This is a genomic window from Paraburkholderia sp. 40 (assembly GCF_050434105.1).
Taxonomy (GTDB): domain Bacteria; phylum Pseudomonadota; class Gammaproteobacteria; order Burkholderiales; family Burkholderiaceae; genus Paraburkholderia; species Paraburkholderia tuberum.
The window spans coordinates 1,096,111-1,113,047 of sequence record NZ_JBNPVY010000004.1 but is presented as its reverse complement, the minus strand read 5'-3'; the positions used below and the strand labels follow the sequence as shown (position 1 = coordinate 1,113,047).

At 64.3% G+C, this 16,937-nt stretch carries 13 protein-coding genes; 7 read left to right on the top strand and 6 right to left on the bottom strand.

Translation table 11 applies throughout. The features are described 5' to 3' along the window. Window positions 1-37: 37 nt before the first annotated feature. Entirely contained in the window at window positions 38-1,630 is a 1,593-nt protein-coding gene (locus OKW28_RS26740) for an ABC-F family ATPase (protein ID WP_035470072.1), read from the top strand. Window positions 1,631-1,738: 108 nt separating this feature from the next. Here OKW28_RS26740 and OKW28_RS26735 read toward each other — a convergent pair whose 3' ends face one another. Further along, entirely contained in the window at window positions 1,739-1,942 is a 204-nt protein-coding gene (locus OKW28_RS26735; RefSeq protein WP_429450227.1) for a DUF1289 domain-containing protein, read from the bottom strand. Window positions 1,943-2,065: 123 nt separating this feature from the next. Continuing rightward, on the bottom strand, window positions 2,066-3,367 hold the full coding sequence (locus OKW28_RS26730; RefSeq protein WP_429450225.1) for an Nramp family divalent metal transporter: 1,302 nt from the start codon (window positions 3,365-3,367) through the stop codon (window positions 2,066-2,068). 533 nt (window positions 3,368-3,900) lie between these two features. Between OKW28_RS26730 and OKW28_RS26725 the strand changes: the two genes are divergently transcribed. The 4 genes from OKW28_RS26725 to OKW28_RS26710 all read left to right on the top strand — a co-directional run bounded on the left by OKW28_RS26725 (window position 3,901) and on the right by OKW28_RS26710 (window position 8,005). Further along, window positions 3,901-5,001 carry a polyamine ABC transporter substrate-binding protein gene (locus OKW28_RS26725; RefSeq protein ID WP_429450224.1) on the top strand — a complete coding sequence of 367 codons (1,101 nt, stop codon included), beginning with the start codon at window positions 3,901-3,903 and terminating at the stop codon, window positions 4,999-5,001. 90 nt (window positions 5,002-5,091) lie between these two features. Then, on the top strand, window positions 5,092-6,261 hold the full coding sequence (locus OKW28_RS26720; protein WP_429450222.1) for an ABC transporter ATP-binding protein: 1,170 nt from the start codon (window positions 5,092-5,094) through the stop codon (window positions 6,259-6,261). After that, window positions 6,258-7,190, top strand: coding sequence for an ABC transporter permease subunit (locus tag OKW28_RS26715; protein ID WP_429450220.1), 933 nt, complete (start codon window positions 6,258-6,260; stop codon window positions 7,188-7,190). Before OKW28_RS26720 ends, OKW28_RS26715 begins: the two co-directional genes overlap by 4 nt. Then, entirely contained in the window at window positions 7,187-8,005 is an 819-nt protein-coding gene (locus tag OKW28_RS26710) for an ABC transporter permease subunit (protein ID WP_018417711.1), read from the top strand. The genes OKW28_RS26715 and OKW28_RS26710 overlap by 4 nt, the downstream gene beginning before the upstream one ends. Before the next feature lie 204 nt (window positions 8,006-8,209). Here the strand turns inward: OKW28_RS26710 and OKW28_RS26705 are convergent, their stop codons facing one another. Beyond that, window positions 8,210-9,700, bottom strand: coding sequence for a flavin-containing monooxygenase (locus tag OKW28_RS26705; RefSeq protein WP_429450218.1), 1,491 nt, complete (start codon window positions 9,698-9,700; stop codon window positions 8,210-8,212). Between the two features lie 212 nt (window positions 9,701-9,912). Here OKW28_RS26705 and OKW28_RS26700 point away from each other — a divergent pair, with 212 nt between their 5' ends. Continuing rightward, a complete protein-coding gene (locus OKW28_RS26700) occupies window positions 9,913-10,581 on the top strand; it encodes a TetR family transcriptional regulator (RefSeq protein ID WP_429450216.1) in 669 nt (222 codons plus the stop codon). Between the two features lie 93 nt (window positions 10,582-10,674). Here OKW28_RS26700 and OKW28_RS26695 read toward each other — a convergent pair whose 3' ends face one another. From OKW28_RS26695 to OKW28_RS26685, 3 genes are all read right to left on the bottom strand, one after another. After that, window positions 10,675-11,859, bottom strand: a complete 1,185-nt coding sequence (locus tag OKW28_RS26695) for a tetratricopeptide repeat protein (RefSeq protein WP_429450214.1) — start codon at window positions 11,857-11,859, stop codon at window positions 10,675-10,677. A 161-nt stretch (window positions 11,860-12,020) separates the two neighbouring features. Beyond that, entirely contained in the window at window positions 12,021-12,701 is a 681-nt protein-coding gene (locus tag OKW28_RS26690; protein ID WP_429450212.1) for a PspA/IM30 family protein, read from the bottom strand. A 460-nt stretch (window positions 12,702-13,161) separates the two neighbouring features. Continuing rightward, a complete protein-coding gene (locus tag OKW28_RS26685; RefSeq protein WP_429450210.1) occupies window positions 13,162-13,827 on the bottom strand; it encodes a hypothetical protein in 666 nt (221 codons plus the stop codon). 555 nt (window positions 13,828-14,382) lie between these two features. On the opposite strand from OKW28_RS26685, the gene OKW28_RS26680 reads away from it, so the two are divergent. Then, window positions 14,383-16,884 (top strand): penicillin-binding protein 1A, encoded by a 2,502-nt coding sequence (locus tag OKW28_RS26680; protein WP_429450208.1) that lies wholly within the window; start codon window positions 14,383-14,385, stop codon window positions 16,882-16,884. Window positions 16,885-16,937 lie beyond the last annotated feature (53 nt).

Sequence of the window (16,937 nt, the reverse complement as noted above, 5' to 3'; positions counted from 1 at the left end):
AGGTTTTTCGCCGATATCACATTCAAAGGGACGCGCTGTGCTGTCTACTGCCAATATCACCATGCAATTCGGGCCGAAGCCCCTCTTCGAGAACATTTCGGTCAAATTTGGGGGAGGGAATCGCTATGGCCTGATCGGTGCGAACGGCTGCGGTAAATCCACCTTCATGAAGATTCTCGGTTCGGATCTCGAGCCCAGCTCGGGCAACGTGATGCTCGAGCCGAACGTGCGTCTGGGCAAGCTGCGCCAGGACCAGTTCGCGTACGAAGACGTGCGCGTGCTCGACGTCGTGATGATGGGCCATGCCGAAATGTGGGCCGCGATGACCGAGCGCGACGCGATCTACGCGAACCCCGACGCGACCGACGACGACTACATGCACGCGGCCGAACTCGAAGCGAAGTTCGCCGAGTACGACGGCTACACGGCCGAGGCGCGCGCGGGCGAACTGCTGCTCGGCATCGGCATCGCGATCGAAGACCACAACGGCCCGATGAGCAACGTGGCGCCTGGCTGGAAGCTGCGCGTGCTGCTCGCGCAGGCGCTGTTCTCGAAGCCGGACGTGCTGCTGCTGGATGAGCCGACCAACAACCTCGACATCAACTCGATCCGTTGGCTGGAAGATGTTCTCAACCAGTACAACTCGACGATGATCATCATCTCGCACGACCGGCACTTCCTGAACCAGGTCTGCACGCACATGGCCGACATGGACTACGGCACGCTGAAGGTCTATCCGGGCAACTACGACGACTACATGCTCGCCAGCACGCAGGCGCGCGAGCGTCAGCAGGCCGCCAACGCGAAGGCGAAGGAGCGCGTGGCCGATCTGCAGGACTTCGTGCGCCGCTTCTCGGCGAACAAGTCGAAGGCGCGCCAGGCCACCAGCCGTCTGAAGATGATCGACAAGATCAAGATCGAGGAATTCAAGCCGTCGTCGCGGCAGAACCCGTTCATCCGCTTCGAGTTCGAGAAGAAGCTGCACAACATCGCGGTGGTCGCCGACAGCATCTCCAAGAAATACGAGCGCTCGATCTTCAATAACTTCAGCATCAGCGTGCAGCCGGGCGAGCGCATCGCGATCATCGGCGAGAACGGCGCGGGCAAGACCACGCTGCTGCGCTCGTTGCTCGGCAATCTGCAACTCGACCACGGCACGGTGAAGTGGGCGGAAAACGCCAACGTCGGCTACATGCCGCAGGACACGTACGAAGAGTTTCCGAGCGACGTCACGCTGATGGACTGGATCGACCAGTACCGCAAGGAAGGCGACGACGAGCAGATGGTGCGCGGCACGCTCGGCCGGCTGCTGTTCAATGCGGACGACATTCGCAAGTCGGTCAAGGTGCTGTCGGGCGGCGAGAAGGGCCGCATGATCTGGGGCAAGCTGATGCTGGGCCGCCACAACGTGCTGCTGATGGACGAGCCGACCAACCACATGGATATGGAGTCGATCGAGTCGCTGCAGATCGCGCTCGACAAGTTCGACGGCACGCTGATTTTCGTCTCCCACGACCGCGAGTTCGTGAGCGGCCTCGCGAACCGGATCATCGAAGTGAAGACCAATGGCACGCTGAACGACTTCGGTGGCAACTACGAGGACTTCCTGACGAGTCAGGGTGTTCAATAAGCGTTTCGATTCACGCTGATCGAATCGCGTCGCAGCAAAAAGCCCGCTTCGTCGAAGCGGGCTTTTTTTTATGGTCGCGTCAACGTGCGATGCGCGCAACGAACACGCTCACACCTTGTCGTTCTGAAACCGCATCGCCGTGCCTTCCCGTTCGATCCGGGCCCAGATCGCGCGCTTTTCCTCGTCGCTCAGAAACACCCAGTTCGACACCTCGCTGGCGGTGCGGCCGCAGCCCTTACAGACCTCGTCGAAGAGCGTGGAGCAGACGCCGATGCACGGGCTGTCGGGAAGATCGTGGAGATTCGAAGTCATCGGAAACCTTGAGGCGGGGAGGCGAAGTCCCGCTATGTTAACCGATGCGCGCCGTGCGCCTTGCATGCGCCGCTCAGCGTCGTGCGAACTTCATGTCAATTGCGCTGACCTTTGCGTCTGCGATCACGCCGAAGTCGCCAGTTGCCACATCAGCGCGCCATTGAGCGCAATGATGAACGCCGCCGACAGCCACGACAGCACGAGCGGCACGCCGTGCACGCGCCAGCCGCGCATCAGCGCCGCATCGGACGCGCAGCGGATCAGCGGCACGACCGCGAGCGGCAATTGCAAGCTCAGCACGACCTGGCTCGCGACCAGCAACTGATTCGAGCCATGCTGGCCGAACACGCCCACCGCGAGCAGGGCCGGCCCGATCGCGAGCGCACGCGTGAGCAGCGCGCGTTTCCAGCGCGGTAACCGCAGCCGCAGGAAGCCCTCCATCACCGTCTGACCGGCCAGCGTGCCGGTGACGGTCGCGCTGAGTCCGCACGCGAGCAGCGCCGTCGCGAACAGGATGCCGGCCCAGCGGCTGCCGACGAGCGGCGCGATCAGCCGATGCGCATCGGCCAGATCGGTCACGTCGCGATGGCCGCTGGCATAGAACACGGCGGCCGCGACGATCAGCAGCGCCGCGTTGATCACGAACGCGAACGCAAGCGACCCAAAGGTATCGAGATTGACGACGTGCAGCGCGGCCTTGATCTGCGCGTCGCTGCTGTCGGGCGCGTGATGCTTGACCAGCGCCGAATGCAGATACAGGTTGTGCGGCATGACCGTCGCGCCGACGATGCCGGCCGCTAGCCACAGCATGCCCGCGCTCCTGATCAGCTCCAGGCTCGGCGCGGTGCCGGCGAGCGCCGCGCGCCAGTCGGGTCGCGCGAGCGCGAGCTGCACGACGAAGCACAGGCCGACGAAGCCGATCAGCGCGGCGATCACCGCCTCCAGCCTGCGGCCGCCTTTCTGCTGGAGCGCGAGCAGCGCGAAGGTGCAGACCGCCGACATCAGCACGCCGGCCGTCAGCGACACGCCGAGCAGCAGTTGCAGCGCGACCGCGCTGCCGACCACCTCGGCGACATCGCAGGCGATGATCGCGACCTCGCTCGTCAGCCACAGGAACAGCGTCGCGCGCCGGCCATTGCGCTCGCGGCACAATTGCGCGAGGTCGCGCCCGGTCACGACGCCGAGGCGCGACGACAGCCATTGCATCAGCATCCCCATCAGGCTCGACAGCAGCACGATGCCGAGCAGGCGGTAGCCGTAGCCCGCGCCGGCGCCGAGCGCGGTCGCCCAGTTGCCGGGATCGATATAGCCGACCGCGATCAGCGCGCCGGCGCCGAGGAACGAGAACCAGTGCGCCGGACGCGTCGGCTCGACCGGCAGGCGTCGGCGCCGGTTGGGACGCATCGCGAAAGGATTGGTGTTCATCGTGCCAGAGCTTCTGGGAAACGCATCCTGTCGCAAGTCACATGCCCATCGCACGCGCGCAGCGGCTGGCCGGCCATCGCGCGACGACGTCGCGCAATACGCATCAAAAGATCATGATAGGAGCATTCGAGCCGTCGTGGCGGCGCCGCGGCGCATGAAAGGTGCGCCGGTCGCCGACGCGGCTCTGAACCGGCGAGCACCGTCCGGCACTCGCGCGGGCCAGGGCGGCGCGCCACCCAGGTGCGAGCCAACGCCGACCTGACAACCAGATGACAGCGACTCGACGAAACCCCGCAGCCGGTGCCCAGCGCGGATAAAGCGCGACCGACGCCCGCGTATTTTTCGGTAGACAGGCGCCGATAACCCGTTAAAATTGCGCCCATTTTGCAAGGGTGCGGCCAGAGCCTGTACCGTTTGCGCGACAGCTCCGGGTTTTTTTTTGTGCGGGCAATAATTGGTGGTAGTTTTCGGGGTTTTCAGGGGACCGTGCGGGTGACGGCGCGGCTTGAGTGACGAGAGGATCGGAGAACGGGATGAACAAGCGGATAATGGGGCATATGGCGGCGCTGATCTTGTGCGCGGCGCCGTGGTTGACGGCCGCTGCGAAGGATACGCAGCTCAACGTGTATAACTGGTCCGACTACATCGCGAAGGACACGATCCCGAACTTCACCAAACAGACCGGCGTCCAGGTCAAGTACGACAACTACGACAGCGACGACACGCTGCAGGCGAAGCTGCTCACCGGCAATTCGGGCTACGACATCGTCGTGCCGACCAGCAACTACGCGGGCAAGCAGATCGCCGCGGGCATCTTCGAGCCGCTCGACAAATCGAAGCTGCCGAACCTGAAGTACCTCGACCCGTCGCTGATGGCGCTCGTCGCCGGCGCCGATCCGGGCAACAAGTACGTGGTGCCCTGGGCGTACGGCACGACCGGCCTCGGCTACAACGTGACGAAGGTCCAGCAGATCCTCGGCAAGGACGCGCCGCTCGATAGCTGGGACATCCTGTTCAAGCCGGAAAACATCTCGAAGCTCAAGGCCTGCGGCGTGTCGGTGCTCGACGCGCCGGACCAGATGTTCGCAGCCGCGCTGCACTACATGGGCAAGGACCCGATGAGCACGAACCCGGCCGACTACCGCGCCGCGCTCGCGATGCTGAAGAAAATCCGCCCGTACATCACGCAGTTCAACTCGTCGGGCTACATCAACGACCTCGTCGGCGGCGACATCTGCTTCGCGTATGGCTGGTCGGGCGACGTCGTGATCGCCAAGCATCGCGCGATCGAGGCGAAGAAGCCGTACAAGATCGAGTACTTCGTGCCGAAGGGCGGCGCGCCGGTGTGGTTCGACGTGATGGCGATTCCGAAGGACGCGAAGCACAAGGAAGCCGCGCTCGAGTGGATCAACTACATCGAGACGCCGCAGGTGCACGCTGCGATCACCAACGCCGTGTACTACCCGAGCGTCAATATGGAAGCGCGCAAGTACGTGGACAAGGACGTCGCGAACGATCCGGCCGTGTACCCGTCGCCGGAAACCATCAAGACGCTGTTCCTGTTGAAACCGCTGCCGCAGGAAATCCAGCGGCTGCAAACGCGGCTATGGACCGAGTTCAAGTCCGGCCGCTAGGCGCGGCAACAAACAGATAAGCAGCCTATGAAGCCCTCGGTGTTCACCGGGGGCTTTGTTCGTCAAACGCCGGAGTGAAGCAGCATTATGATGAGTAGTGACCAGCCGGGCGCGCTGGCCGGGACGGCGGCCGTGCCGTCGACAGGCTCGAAAGCCGTTACGGGCGACGCAACGGAGCAGTTCATCCAGATCGTCGATGTCGTGAAGAAGTTCGGCGAAACCGTCGCGGTCAAAGGGGTCAATCTGACGGTGAAGAAGGGCGAGCTGTTCGCGCTGCTCGGCAGCTCGGGCTGCGGCAAGTCGACCCTCCTGCGCATGATGGCCGGGCTCGAAACCGTGACGTCGGGCAAGATCCTGATCGATGGAGAAGATCTCGCGCAACTGCCGCCGTATCGCCGGCCGGTCAACATGATGTTCCAGTCGTACGCGCTCTTTCCGCACATGACGGTCGAGGCGAACGTGGCGTTCGGTCTGAAGCAGGAAGGCGTGCCGAAGGCCGAGCTGAAAGACCGCGTACACAACGCGCTCGAACTCGTGCAGATGGGCCGCTTCGCGAAGCGCAAGCCGCATCAGCTATCGGGCGGCCAGCAACAGCGCGTTGCGCTCGCGCGCTCGCTCGTCAAGCGGCCGAAGCTGCTGCTACTCGACGAGCCGATGTCGGCGCTCGACAAGCAGATCCGCCAGCGCACGCAGATCGAGCTCGTCAACATTCTCGACCAGGTCGGCGTCACCTGCATGATGGTCACGCACGATCAGGAGGAAGCGATGACGATGGCCAACCGCCTCGCCGTGATGAGCGAAGGCCAGATCGTGCAGCTCGGCACGCCGCATGAAGTCTACGAGTATCCGAACAGCCGTTTCTCGGCGGAATTCATCGGCTCGACCAATCTGTTCGAAGGCCATACGGTCGAGGACGAACCCGATCACGTGTTCATCGAAACGCCGGATCTGACGTGCCATTTGCACGTCAATCACGGCATCACCGGTCCGCTAGGCATGCCGGTGACGATCTCGGTGCGGCCCGAACGCATCGCCCTCACGCGTAAGCCGCCGGAGGGCGCCTACAACTGGGGCAGGGGCGTCGTCACGAATATTGCGTACATGGGCGGCTATTCGCTGTATCACGTGAAGCTCGACGGCGGCAAGACCGTGATCGCGAACGTGACGAGCCTGGCGCTCACCGAAATCGATCCGCCGACCTGGGGCGACGAAGTCTACGTGCGCTGGAGCGCATCGGCCGGCGTGGTGCTGACGTCATGAAAGAGGCGCTTTCGTCGTTTTTCGCGTGGCCCGCGCGGCGTCTGAAATTCAGGGGACGCACCGCGGTGGTGGCGGGGCCGTTCATCTGGCTGCTGCTGTTTTTCCTCGTGCCGTTCCTGCTGGTCGTGAAGATCAGCTTCGCCGATTCGCAGCTCGGCATTCCGCCGTACACGCAGCTCGTCACCTTCGCGGAAGGCGCGCTGCACATCACGCTCGATCTGTCGCACTACGCGTTTCTGTTGACCGACAGCCTGTACTTCGCGACCTATGTGAATTCGGTCGTGGTCGCGGCGATTTCGACCGTGCTGTGTCTGCTGATCGGCTATCCGATGGCGTACTACATCGCGCGCTCCAATCCGGCCACCCGCAATCTGCTGATGATGGCCGTGATGCTGCCATTCTGGACCTCGTTCCTGATCCGCGTGTACGCATGGATCGGCATTCTGAAGAACAACGGGCTGCTGAATAACTTCCTGATGTCGCTCGGTCTGATCCATTCGCCGATCGAGCTGTATCACACGAACACGGCGGTCTATATCGGCATGGTCTATTCGTACCTGCCGTTTCTCGTGATGCCGCTGTACGCGCATCTCGTGAAAATGGACCTGACCTTGCTGGAAGCCGCCTACGACCTCGGCGCGAAGCCGTGGAAGGCGTTCTGGCAGATCACGCTGCCGCTGTCGAAGAACGGCATCATCGCGGGCTGTCTGCTGGTGTTCATTCCGGCGGTCGGCGAGTACGTGATTCCCGAGTTGCTCGGCGGCGCGAACACGCTGATGATCGGCCGCGTGATGTGGAATGAGTTCTTCGACAACGCCGACTGGCCGATGGCGTCCGCCGTCACATGCGCGATGGTATTGCTGCTGCTGGTGCCGATGGCGCTGTTCCAGCATGCCCAGGCGAAGGCATTGGAGGAGGGCCGCCAATGAAGCCGAATCGCATGCTGCAGTTGATCGCTCTGGGCATCGGCTTTCTGTTTCTGTATATCCCGATCGTCAGCCTCGTCGTGTATTCGTTCAACGAATCGCAACTGGTGACGGTGTGGACGCGCTTCTCGACGCGCTGGTACGCGGCGCTGTTGCAGGACGGCGAGCTGATCACGTCGGCGTGGCTGTCGCTGCGTATCGGCCTGCTGACGGCGTTCGCGTCGGTGATCATCGGTACGTGGGCCGGCTTCGTGCTCGCGCGCATGGGGCGCTTTCGCGGCTTCACGCTGTACACCGGCATGATCAACGCGCCGCTGGTGATCCCCGAAGTGATTCAGGGCATCTCGCTGTTGCTGCTGTTCATCGAAATGGCGCGCTGGATCGGCTGGCCGGCCGAACGCGGCATCTTCACGATCTGGATCGGTCACGTGATGCTGTGTATTTCGTACGTCGCGATCATCGTGCAATCGCGCGTGCGCGAACTGCATCCGTCGCTCGAGGAAGCCGCGCTCGACCTCGGCGCGACACCGCTGCGCGTGTTCTTCTTCGTCACGCTGCCGCTGATCTCACAGGCGCTGGTGTCGGGCTGGCTGCTGTCGTTCACGCTGTCTATCGACGACGTGGTGCTGTCCGCGTTCCTGTCGGGTCCCGGTTCGACGACCTTGCCGCTCGTCGTGTTCTCGCGCGTGCGACTTGGTCTGAACCCGGAAATGAATGCGCTCGCGACGCTGTTCATCGCGGTCGTCACGGTCGGCGTCGTCGCGGCGAACTTCTTCATGCAGCGCGCGGAGCGCAAGCGGGTCATGATGGCGGTTTGAGAGAAATCGCGGCCCTCACTTCTTCTGACGATAGCGATGATCGAGTCCCTTCTGCGCGTGCTGGACTGGCAGCCGCTCTATCGGCTGTGGGAACTGATCGTGATCATCGTGAAGTTTCTGTGGGAGCTGTTGCAGTTGCTGAGCGGTGGCGGGTAACGAATGCGCCGGCCCATGCCCGCGGCGCCGGATTGCCATTGTGCGGACTCAACGCGCGAAGCAGTAATCCTGCGGCCGCACGCGGCGCGTACGCTTGCGAAAGCTGAACGTGAAGCCGGGCCAGATCGCGGTGACTTTGCCGCTCTGCGTTTGATACCAGCTGTGGCAGCCGCTCGTCCACACCGCGTGCCGCATCTCCTGTTGCAAACGCGCGTTGAAATCGCGCTGCACGTCGGCGCGCAAGGTCATCGTGCGCGCATTCTGTTTGCGCAGCACGCGCAGGCAATCGCCGATATACCGCAGTTGCGACTCGATCATGTAGATCATCGAGTTATGGCCGAGCCCCGTGTTCGGGCCGACGATCATGAAGAAGTTCGGGAAGTTCGCGATGCTCGTGCCGAGATAGGCCTCGGGGCCATCGCGCAGCCATAGCGTGCTGAGGTCGGTGCCGTCGAGACCGGTCACTTCGAACGGCGCGGGCACGTCGTTGACCTGGAAGCCGGTGCCGCAGATGATCGCGTCCGCGTGGTGGTGCAGACCGTCGTCGGTCACGATGCCATCCGCGACGATCTCGCGGATACCGCTCGTCACGACGTCGACGTTCGGCTGACAGACGGCCGGGTAATAGTCGCTCGACAGCAGCACGCGCTTGCAGCCGAGCCGGTAGTTCGGCGTGAGCTTCCCGCGCAGCGCCGGGTCCTTGACGCGTCGCTGCAGATAGCTGAGACCGAACTTCATCGGCATCTTCATCAGCTTCGGATTGACGACGAACGCGATCCCGCGCGACTCGAGCTGCCAATAGATCGCGCTGCGAACGAAGCGCTGCGTGAACGGCAGCGTACGGAACAGCCATTGCGCGCGCAGGCCGATCGGCTTGTCGCGCTTCGGCATCACCCACGGCGCGGTGCGCTGGAACAGAGCCAGATGCGCGACACGCGGCTGGATTTTCGGCACGAACTGGATCGCGCTCGCGCCGGTGCCGATTACCGCGACGCGTTTGCCGTCGAGCGGATAGGCGTGATCCCAGCGCGCCGAATGGAACAGCTTGCCCTCGAAACGTTCGATGCCGGCGATGTGCGGCAGCGCCGGACGCGACAGCGGACCGTTCGCGGCGATCAGCACGTCGGCCTCGACGATTTCGCGCGCGCCGTTCGTGTCGAGCTCGACGAGCCAGATCTGCCGCGCTTCGTCGAAGCGCGCGGCGCTCACTTTCGCATTGCAACGCACGTAGCGATCGACGCCGTACCTGCGCGCGCAGTGCTGCAGATACGCGAGAATTTCGGCCTGGCTGCTGAACGAGCGCGACCACGCCGGATTCGCCTCGAACGAGAACGAATAGAGATGCGAGGGGACATCGCAGGCCGCGCCGGGGTAGGTATTGTCACGCCACGTGCCGCCGATACCGCTCGCGGCCTCATAGACCGTAAACGACGTGATGCCCATTTGCTGCAGACGGATGGCCATGCCGATGCCGGCAAAGCCACTGCCGACGATAGCAATCCGCAGCGCGGTGGATGAAGCGGAAGGGACAGGCGTCACAGCGGTCTCCGGCACGGGGCGAAAGCGGCGGGTGAAACGATAGCGGCTACGGCGCGCTGGACTCGCGCGGCGCGACGGGCAGGGGCGAAATCGCGCGTCTACAGCTGTCTACACACGGCTTAACGCGCAGGGTAGACAACTGTACACATCGCGTCAAGATCGTTTAGAGTGCAGCTATTAAACGCGCATACCGCGCGACGATTGAACGCACGATGACGACCGTCCCCGAAGCAGCGTCCGTCGCCGGCCCGGAGTTGCCGCCCGGCAAGCGCAAGCTGATCGAGGCCGCGCTGCGATTGACCGCCGGCGGCCGCAGTTTCGCGAGCCTCGGCTTGCGCGAGCTCGCACGCGAGGCGGGGCTCAATCCGAACACGTTCTACCGCCATTTCAGCGCGCTCGACGAGCTCGCGCACGAAGCCGTCGCCTCGGTGAGCCGACGGCTTCGGCCGATGCTGCGGCGCGAGCGCTGGCTCGCCGCGCACGACGAACCGCACAGCGTGCCGCGGCGCGCGTGCGTCGCGTTTTTCGCGTTCGCGCTCGCGAACCGCGAGGCGTTCCTGAGCGCGCTGGCCGAATACCACGGCACGTCGCCGGCTTTGCGCGAAGCGGTACGCGCGAACCTGCACGAGGTGTCGGCGGAGATGGCGGACGACGTCGTGCAGCTCGAATTGATGCCGCGACTCGCGCGCGAGACCGTCGACGAAGTCTGCACGCAGATCGTGCTGCAACTGTTTCATCTATCCGCTGAATACATCGATGCGAACGCCGCGCGCCGCGACGCATTGATCGATTACTCGGAACGTTTCGTCGTGCGGCTGTTTGCGGGGGCGGTCGTGCTCGCGCAGCACGAGGGTAGCCAGGCGGAGTCGGCGCGGGCCTGACTCGAACGAAGGCGGTACACAAAACCGGCAGGCAAAAAACAGGCTCCGCGAAGGAGCCTGTCTTTTCATTCGACGCGGATCGATCGGGTTCGATCAGGTATCGGTCCAACCGCCGGAATCGTCGTTGCTGCCCATGTCGATGCCGCCGCCGCTGCCGTCATCGTTCCAGTCGTTCGAACCCTGACCGAAGTCGAGGCCGCCGCCGTTTCCGCCGTCGTTGCCGCGCCGGCGCAGTTCGTCGGGGTCGACGATCACGTCGCGCTCGACTACGCGGTCACGCCCATGACTGAGCGCCTCGCCAAGCAGCACGCCGGTCAGCAGGCCGCCCATGCCGCCACCCATGCCACCGCCTTGCTGCACGATGACCTGCGGCTGCTGCTGATAGGGACCCTGTTGCGGATAAGGCGGTTGCGGGTTGCCGAAGCGCTCGGCTTCCTGCGCGTACGTCGATTGCTGAGCGCTGCCCACGGACGCGGCGGTCGGATCGGGCCGGCCGTCGGCGCGCGCACGCAGGCTCGCGATGCGCTGCTCGAACTCGTCGAGTGCATAGGGCGGCAGCGGATTCTTGCCGTTCGACAGCGTTTCGACGGCGCCGCGCAACTGTTCTTCGGTCGCTTCGACGTCTTTCTCGAGCAACTCGTGACCCGGCGCGGTGGACAGCTTCACGTCGAGCTTGATCGAACGCACCGTGTTGAGCATGTCGGTGGCGCGCTTCAATTGCGCGCGGCGATCCTCGTCGGCGCGCGTGTCTTCCTGGCTGCGCGCGCGGCGCAAGGTCCAGCGCAGCACGAGCGCGATCACCGCGATCAGAACAATGATACCGATCCACATACCCACCCCCGGACCATGCCGTTGTTGCGCTTGCGACATCATCGCCGACTGTTGCTGCACAGCAGGCGCATTCTGCTGCGCGAACGGATTCGCGGCGTGACGGGTGACGTTGCCGCCCGCGCGTTCCGCGTCGCGGCGCAGGCGCGCTTCGGTTTGCGCGAAGCGGCCCGGGTCGGTGAAGCGGATCTGCGGATCGAGCGTCTTTGCCTGTTGGACCTGCGCGAGCGCCTCGGCGGAACGGCCTTCGCGATCGAGCACCTGGGCGTACAGATAGTGCGCGTGTGCGTTGTTCGGATGCGCTTGCAACACTTCGGTGAGGCCGGCGTCGGCCTGCTGCCAGTTGCCCTGCGACATCGCCGATTCGATTTGCTGGGCGGTCGGCACCGCGAACGCCGCGGCCGACACGAGCAGCAGCGAAGCGAAGGCGGTTGCGAAAAGTTTTTTCATTTGCGGACCGGGCGGGGCGCGCCCGTCTCCATCAGTCGATTGCGGTGGCTGCCTGTGGCGGCCGGTATGCCGGTGCGTTCAGAAGCGAGCGCACCGGCATGTACTGCTACTGCTGTCATTGCTGCGTGTACTTGCTGCGAGCAAGTACACGCATCGAGCATTTACTGCGCCGGCGTATTGAGCTGCTTCTTCAGCGCTTCGAGCCGGTCGTCGACGGACGGGCCGCGGTTCAGATCCGCGAGCTTGTCGTCGAGCGCCTTGCCGCTTTTCTCGTCGGCGGAGTTCAGACGTGCGTCGGAACGCGCGTTCGACAGCGCGACTTTATCTTCGAGCTTCTGGAAATCCTCGGACAGGTTCGTGCCGCCGATGCCGCCGAGTGCGGTGGCCGCGGTATCTTTCGCCTGCGCGATCTGCTGCTTGGCTTGCAGGATGTTCGAGCGCGCGTTCAGGTCGTTGCGGCGCGTGCGCATGTCCTCGATCTGGCTCTTCAGTTGCGCGACCGACGGCTCCAGCGAAGTCAGTTCTTTGGTCAGCGCATCGCGTTCGGCTTCGGCCGTGGCCTGCGCGCTGAGCGCTTCACGCGCGAGCGCTTCGTCGCCGGACTGCAGCGCACGGCGAGCACCGTCTTCATACTTCTTCGCCTTGTCCGCGGCAACATCGCGCTTGCTTTGCTGGGTGGCGACCTGCGCCTGAATCTCGATCAGCGAGTTTTCGGCCTTGCCGATGCTGTCGTCGAGTTCGCGCACGATCTGGCGCGAGTCGCGCGACGGATCCTGCACCGAATCGGCCGCATCGTTCAAAAGACCTTTGAGCGTGCGCGAAATGCTGTCAAAAAGCGACATGAAAACCTCCAGAGAATGTGAGCGGCGCCGACGATGCGTGCGCGCCTGACTGCCTTGAACTACTGCTACTTTACGCCGCCGTGCGCCATGCTGCGCAACGTTCGGACCGGAGTTCGGGGCGCACTTGCCAATTGCAATAGCGCGGTCCGTTTTTGTTGAGGCGCAATGCCGGTTGAGGATTGCCTGGATGATGGAAAGCCGCGATGGGCATGGACTTGACGGCGGATATTACACCATCAGCTGTCTTAAAGATGGCTTAAACGATGCGGCTAGCCGAAGACTCGAACGATGCGCGAAAAGCCGCTGTTTGCGGGTGTGGGCGGGCGTTACCGAGCGGTGTTTCACGCAGGTGTCACTGATGTAACGATATGCAACGGGGACTCGCTGCGTACGCTCGCCTGCATCGCTCGGATGCAGTGATTGCGGCTCGGTGCGCAGTAATTTTCGGTCACGCTTTCCGTCACGCGAAACGGCCGCCTTCGGCGCTCGGGTCGCTGTGCGGTTCGTCGTCGTCGGAGTCCTGGTCGTTGGGGCGGCGCTTGAGTGAGTTGCGCAGACGCGCCGACCTGCCGGGCAGCCGTTTCGACGCGGCGTTGTCGATTGCGTCCGTTTCGGCGTTTTCCGCGTTTTCGGCGGCTCGTGCTGCCGTCAGACGCGCGACGGCTTCGGCGGTGGCCGCGGCCTGTTCGTCCTGCCCGGCGGCGAGCGCGGCGGCGACGCCCGCGGGAAGCAGCGGGGCGGGGGCATCCACAGCGTCGGTCGCGAGAGCGGGGCGTCCGGCTTGCTGCATCGAGGGCGAATCCACGGCATCGGCCGCGCCAGCAGCCGCCGGAGCCGCAGCGTCTTTCTCATCCGCTTGCAGCGCTACCGGCAGCGCGGCGCGCGCATAGCGCGTACCGCGCGCGACGCGCTGCAGCGCCGCATTCAGCGGATCGGGCGCGCGCGGCGCGCGCAGCCGGTCGACGATGCTCGCGGCCTTGACCTGTTCGCTGGTCGCGCCGAAGCTCAGCACCGCGCGCCGCATCAGTTCACTCACGCTGATGCCCAGATCCTCGGCAGTCGCGGTGATCGCACGTTTCTGCGCGGTCGTGACGAATACGACGATGCGCTCACTGGGCTTGGACATGATCGACTCGCAGTCTTGTTAGCATGGGCGGATCGGCGCGTGCCTCCGGATACGGTGTCGGAACCCGTCATCGGAACTGCCGTTGGATCCCGCCGTTGGGGTCCCCGTCGCGCGCATCGAGGGACGCGCGCGGGGTTCATCATATGACGAGTTGCGCCGCCACGGAACAAGCGCGGTGCGAAAATCCCGTGACATCAATGAGTTGTAGTGTTTGCGGCCGGTTTGTCCACAGCCCTTTCAACAGAAAATGTTGATAACCCCGCATAAGCAGCGCATCGCACGCTGCAATGCGCGCTGCGCGAAATTACAGACCCTTACCAGAAAAAGGCGGCCGGCGAAGGGAATTCTTACAAAAAAACTGCCTTGGACCGCTGCCGATTTCTTTAAAATGCGCTGTTACGTTGCGCCGGACATGGTCCGAGGCGTGCCGTGCGGCCGGCCGGGGGCGAGGTCCGCAGGGCGGCGTACGTCCCGGCCAGGATGTCGAACACGACCCATGCGCGCGCCGCGAGCGCGTGCAGACAGGCGCGCAGTTGCGGGCCCATTATTCCAGTCATGCCAATCATCAAACGACCGCATTCCTCGAACTCTCCGGCCGGTGAAGACCGGGACTCCCACCAACGCACCCCTGGACGCAATGCCGCCTCGCGCGAGCCCGAGCGCGGCCGTCGTTCGATCGGCGCGTCGCTCGTGCTGTGGTTCTTCGGCCTGATCGCGACCGTCGCCGTGGTCGGGGCGCTGATCGTCGGTTATGCGCTCGTCGTGATGGGGCCGCAATTGCCGTCGCTCGACGCGCTGACCGACTATCGCCCGAAAGTTCCGCTGCGCGTCTACACCGCCGATCACGTGCTGATCGGCGAATTCGGCGAGGAGCGGCGCAGCCTGGTGCGCTTCCAGGACATCCCCGACCAGATGAAAAAAGCGGTGCTCGCGATCGAGGACTACCGCTTTTACGAACACGGCGGCGTCGACTTCGTCGGCATCCTGCGCGCCGGTTTCGCCGACCTTGCGCATGGTGGCGCGTCGCAGGGCGCGAGCACGATCACGATGCAGGTCGCGCGCAACTTCTTCCTCTCCAGCGAGAAGACGTACACGCGCAAGATCTACGAGATGCTGCTCGCGTACAAGATCGAGCGCGCGCTGACGAAAGACCAGATCCTCGAGCTGTACATGAACCAGATCTATCTGGGCGAGCGCGCGTACGGCTTCGCCGCGGCCGCGCGCGTGTACTTCGGCAAGGACCTGAAGGACCTCACGCTGGCCCAGGCCGCGATGCTCGCGGGCCTGCCGAAGGCGCCGTCCGCGTACAACCCGGTCGTCAATCCGAAGCGCGCGAAGATCCGTCAGGAGTACATCCTGCGACGCATGCTCGAGCTGAACTACATCACGCAGCAGCAGTACGACCAGGCCGTGAAGGAAGAGATTCACACGAAGAATTCGGGCAACGAGTACAGCGTGCACGCCGAGTACGTCGCCGAAATGGTGCGGCAGATGATGTACGCGCAGTACAAGGACGAAACCTATAGGCGCGGCCTGAACGTGACCACCACGATCGATTCCGCCGATCAGGACGCCGCGTATCGCGCGGTGCGCAAGGGCGTGATGGACTACGAGCGGCGCCACGGCTATCGCGGACCGGAAGGCTTCGTGCAGTTGCCCGAGGCGGGCGACGACCGCGACCAGACAATCGACGACGCGCTGACCGATCACCCGGACAACGGCGAGATCATCGCCGGCGTGGTGACGGACGCGAGCGCGAAGCAGGTGGTCGCGCAACTGGTCGACGGCACCCAGGTGACGGTGTCGGGCGACGGCCTGCGCTTCGTCGCCGCGGCGCTGAGCCCGCGCGCAAACGCGACGCCGCGCATCAAGCCGGGTTCGATCGTGCGCCTCGTCGCCGACGACAAGGGCAACTGGCAGATCACGCAGTTGCCGCAGGTCGAGGGCGCGCTCGTGTCGCTGACGCCGCAGGACGGCGCGATCCGCGCGCTGATCGGTGGTTTCGACTTCAACAAGAACAAGTTCAACCATGTAACGCAAGCGTGGCGGCAGCCGGGTTCGAGCTTCAAGCCGTTCATCTATTCGGCGGCGCTCGACAAGGGGCTCGCACCGGCGACGATCATCAACGACGCGCCGCTGTACTTCCCGCCGAGCACGCCGGGCGGCGACGCGTGGGAGCCGAAGGACGACGACCAGCCTGACGGTCCGATGTCGATGCGCCTCGCGCTGCAGAAGTCGAAGAACCTCGTGTCGATCCGCATCCTGTCGTTCATCGGCACCAGGTACGCGCAGGACTTCGTCACGCAGCGCTTCGGCTTCGACGCCGACAAGACCCCGCCGTATCTGCCGATGGCGCTCGGCGCGGGCCTCGTCACGCCGCTGCAATCGGCGGGCGCGTACTCGGTGTTCGCGAACGGCGGCTACCGGATCAATCCGTATCTGATCAACGAAGTGACCGACGCGCGTGGCGTGGCGATCTCGCGCGCGCAGCCGCTCGTCGCTGGGCACGACGCGCCGCGCACGCTTGAGCCGCGTAACGCATACATCATGAACAGCCTGTTGCACTCGGTCGCGACCGCGGGTACGGGCGCGGGCACCAACGTGTTGAAGCGCTCGGACCTGCAGGGCAAGACCGGTACGACCAACGACGCGAAGGACGGCTGGTTCGCCGGCTATCAGCAGTCGCTGGTGGCGGTCGCGTGGATGGGCTACGACCAGCCGAAGAGTCTCGGCAGCCGCGAATTCGGCGCGCAGCTCGCGCTGCCGATCTGGGTCGAGTACATGCAGCGCGCGCTGCGCGGTGTGCCACAGGCCGAGCCGCAGCAACCCGACGGTGTGACGGTGATGAACGGCGAGCTGTTCTTTACCGACAAGTTGCCGGGGCAAGGCTTCGTCGCGAGCATCGGTCTCGATTCGGGCAATCCGATGGCCGGCGCGACCGATGCGGTGGGCGGTGTCGGCCCGGCGGGCATGACGCCGCCGGTGGTGCCGCCGCCGAGCGTGTCGACGACCGAGAAGAAGCAGATTATGGATCTGTTCGAGTCGAACAAGCCTTGATGTCTCGGATGGCGGGTGCGCGGGGGCCACGGATTCTTAAGCGATACGGGCAC

What these genes read in the sequence shown, in the direction of transcription:
- OKW28_RS26715 (WP_429450220.1), top strand. Translation starts at nt 6,258, where the DNA reads ATGAAAGAGGCGCTTTCGTCGTTTTTCGCGTGGCCCGCGCGGCGTCTG.
- OKW28_RS26720 (WP_429450222.1), top strand. Translation starts at nt 5,092, where the DNA reads ATGAGTAGTGACCAGCCGGGCGCGCTGGCCGGGACGGCGGCCGTGCCG.
- OKW28_RS26690 (WP_429450212.1), bottom strand. Translation starts at nt 12,701, where the DNA reads ATGTCGCTTTTTGACAGCATTTCGCGCACGCTCAAAGGTCTTTTGAAC.
- OKW28_RS26710 (WP_018417711.1), top strand. Translation starts at nt 7,187, where the DNA reads ATGAAGCCGAATCGCATGCTGCAGTTGATCGCTCTGGGCATCGGCTTT.
- OKW28_RS26735 (WP_429450227.1), bottom strand. Translation starts at nt 1,942, where the DNA reads ATGACTTCGAATCTCCACGATCTTCCCGACAGCCCGTGCATCGGCGTC.
- OKW28_RS26685 (WP_429450210.1), bottom strand. Translation starts at nt 13,827, where the DNA reads ATGTCCAAGCCCAGTGAGCGCATCGTCGTATTCGTCACGACCGCGCAG.
- OKW28_RS26680 (WP_429450208.1), top strand. Translation starts at nt 14,383, where the DNA reads ATGCCAATCATCAAACGACCGCATTCCTCGAACTCTCCGGCCGGTGAA.
- OKW28_RS26730 (WP_429450225.1), bottom strand. Translation starts at nt 3,367, where the DNA reads ATGAACACCAATCCTTTCGCGATGCGTCCCAACCGGCGCCGACGCCTG.
- OKW28_RS26725 (WP_429450224.1), top strand. Translation starts at nt 3,901, where the DNA reads ATGAACAAGCGGATAATGGGGCATATGGCGGCGCTGATCTTGTGCGCG.
- OKW28_RS26700 (WP_429450216.1), top strand. Translation starts at nt 9,913, where the DNA reads ATGACGACCGTCCCCGAAGCAGCGTCCGTCGCCGGCCCGGAGTTGCCG.
- OKW28_RS26695 (WP_429450214.1), bottom strand. Translation starts at nt 11,859, where the DNA reads ATGAAAAAACTTTTCGCAACCGCCTTCGCTTCGCTGCTGCTCGTGTCG.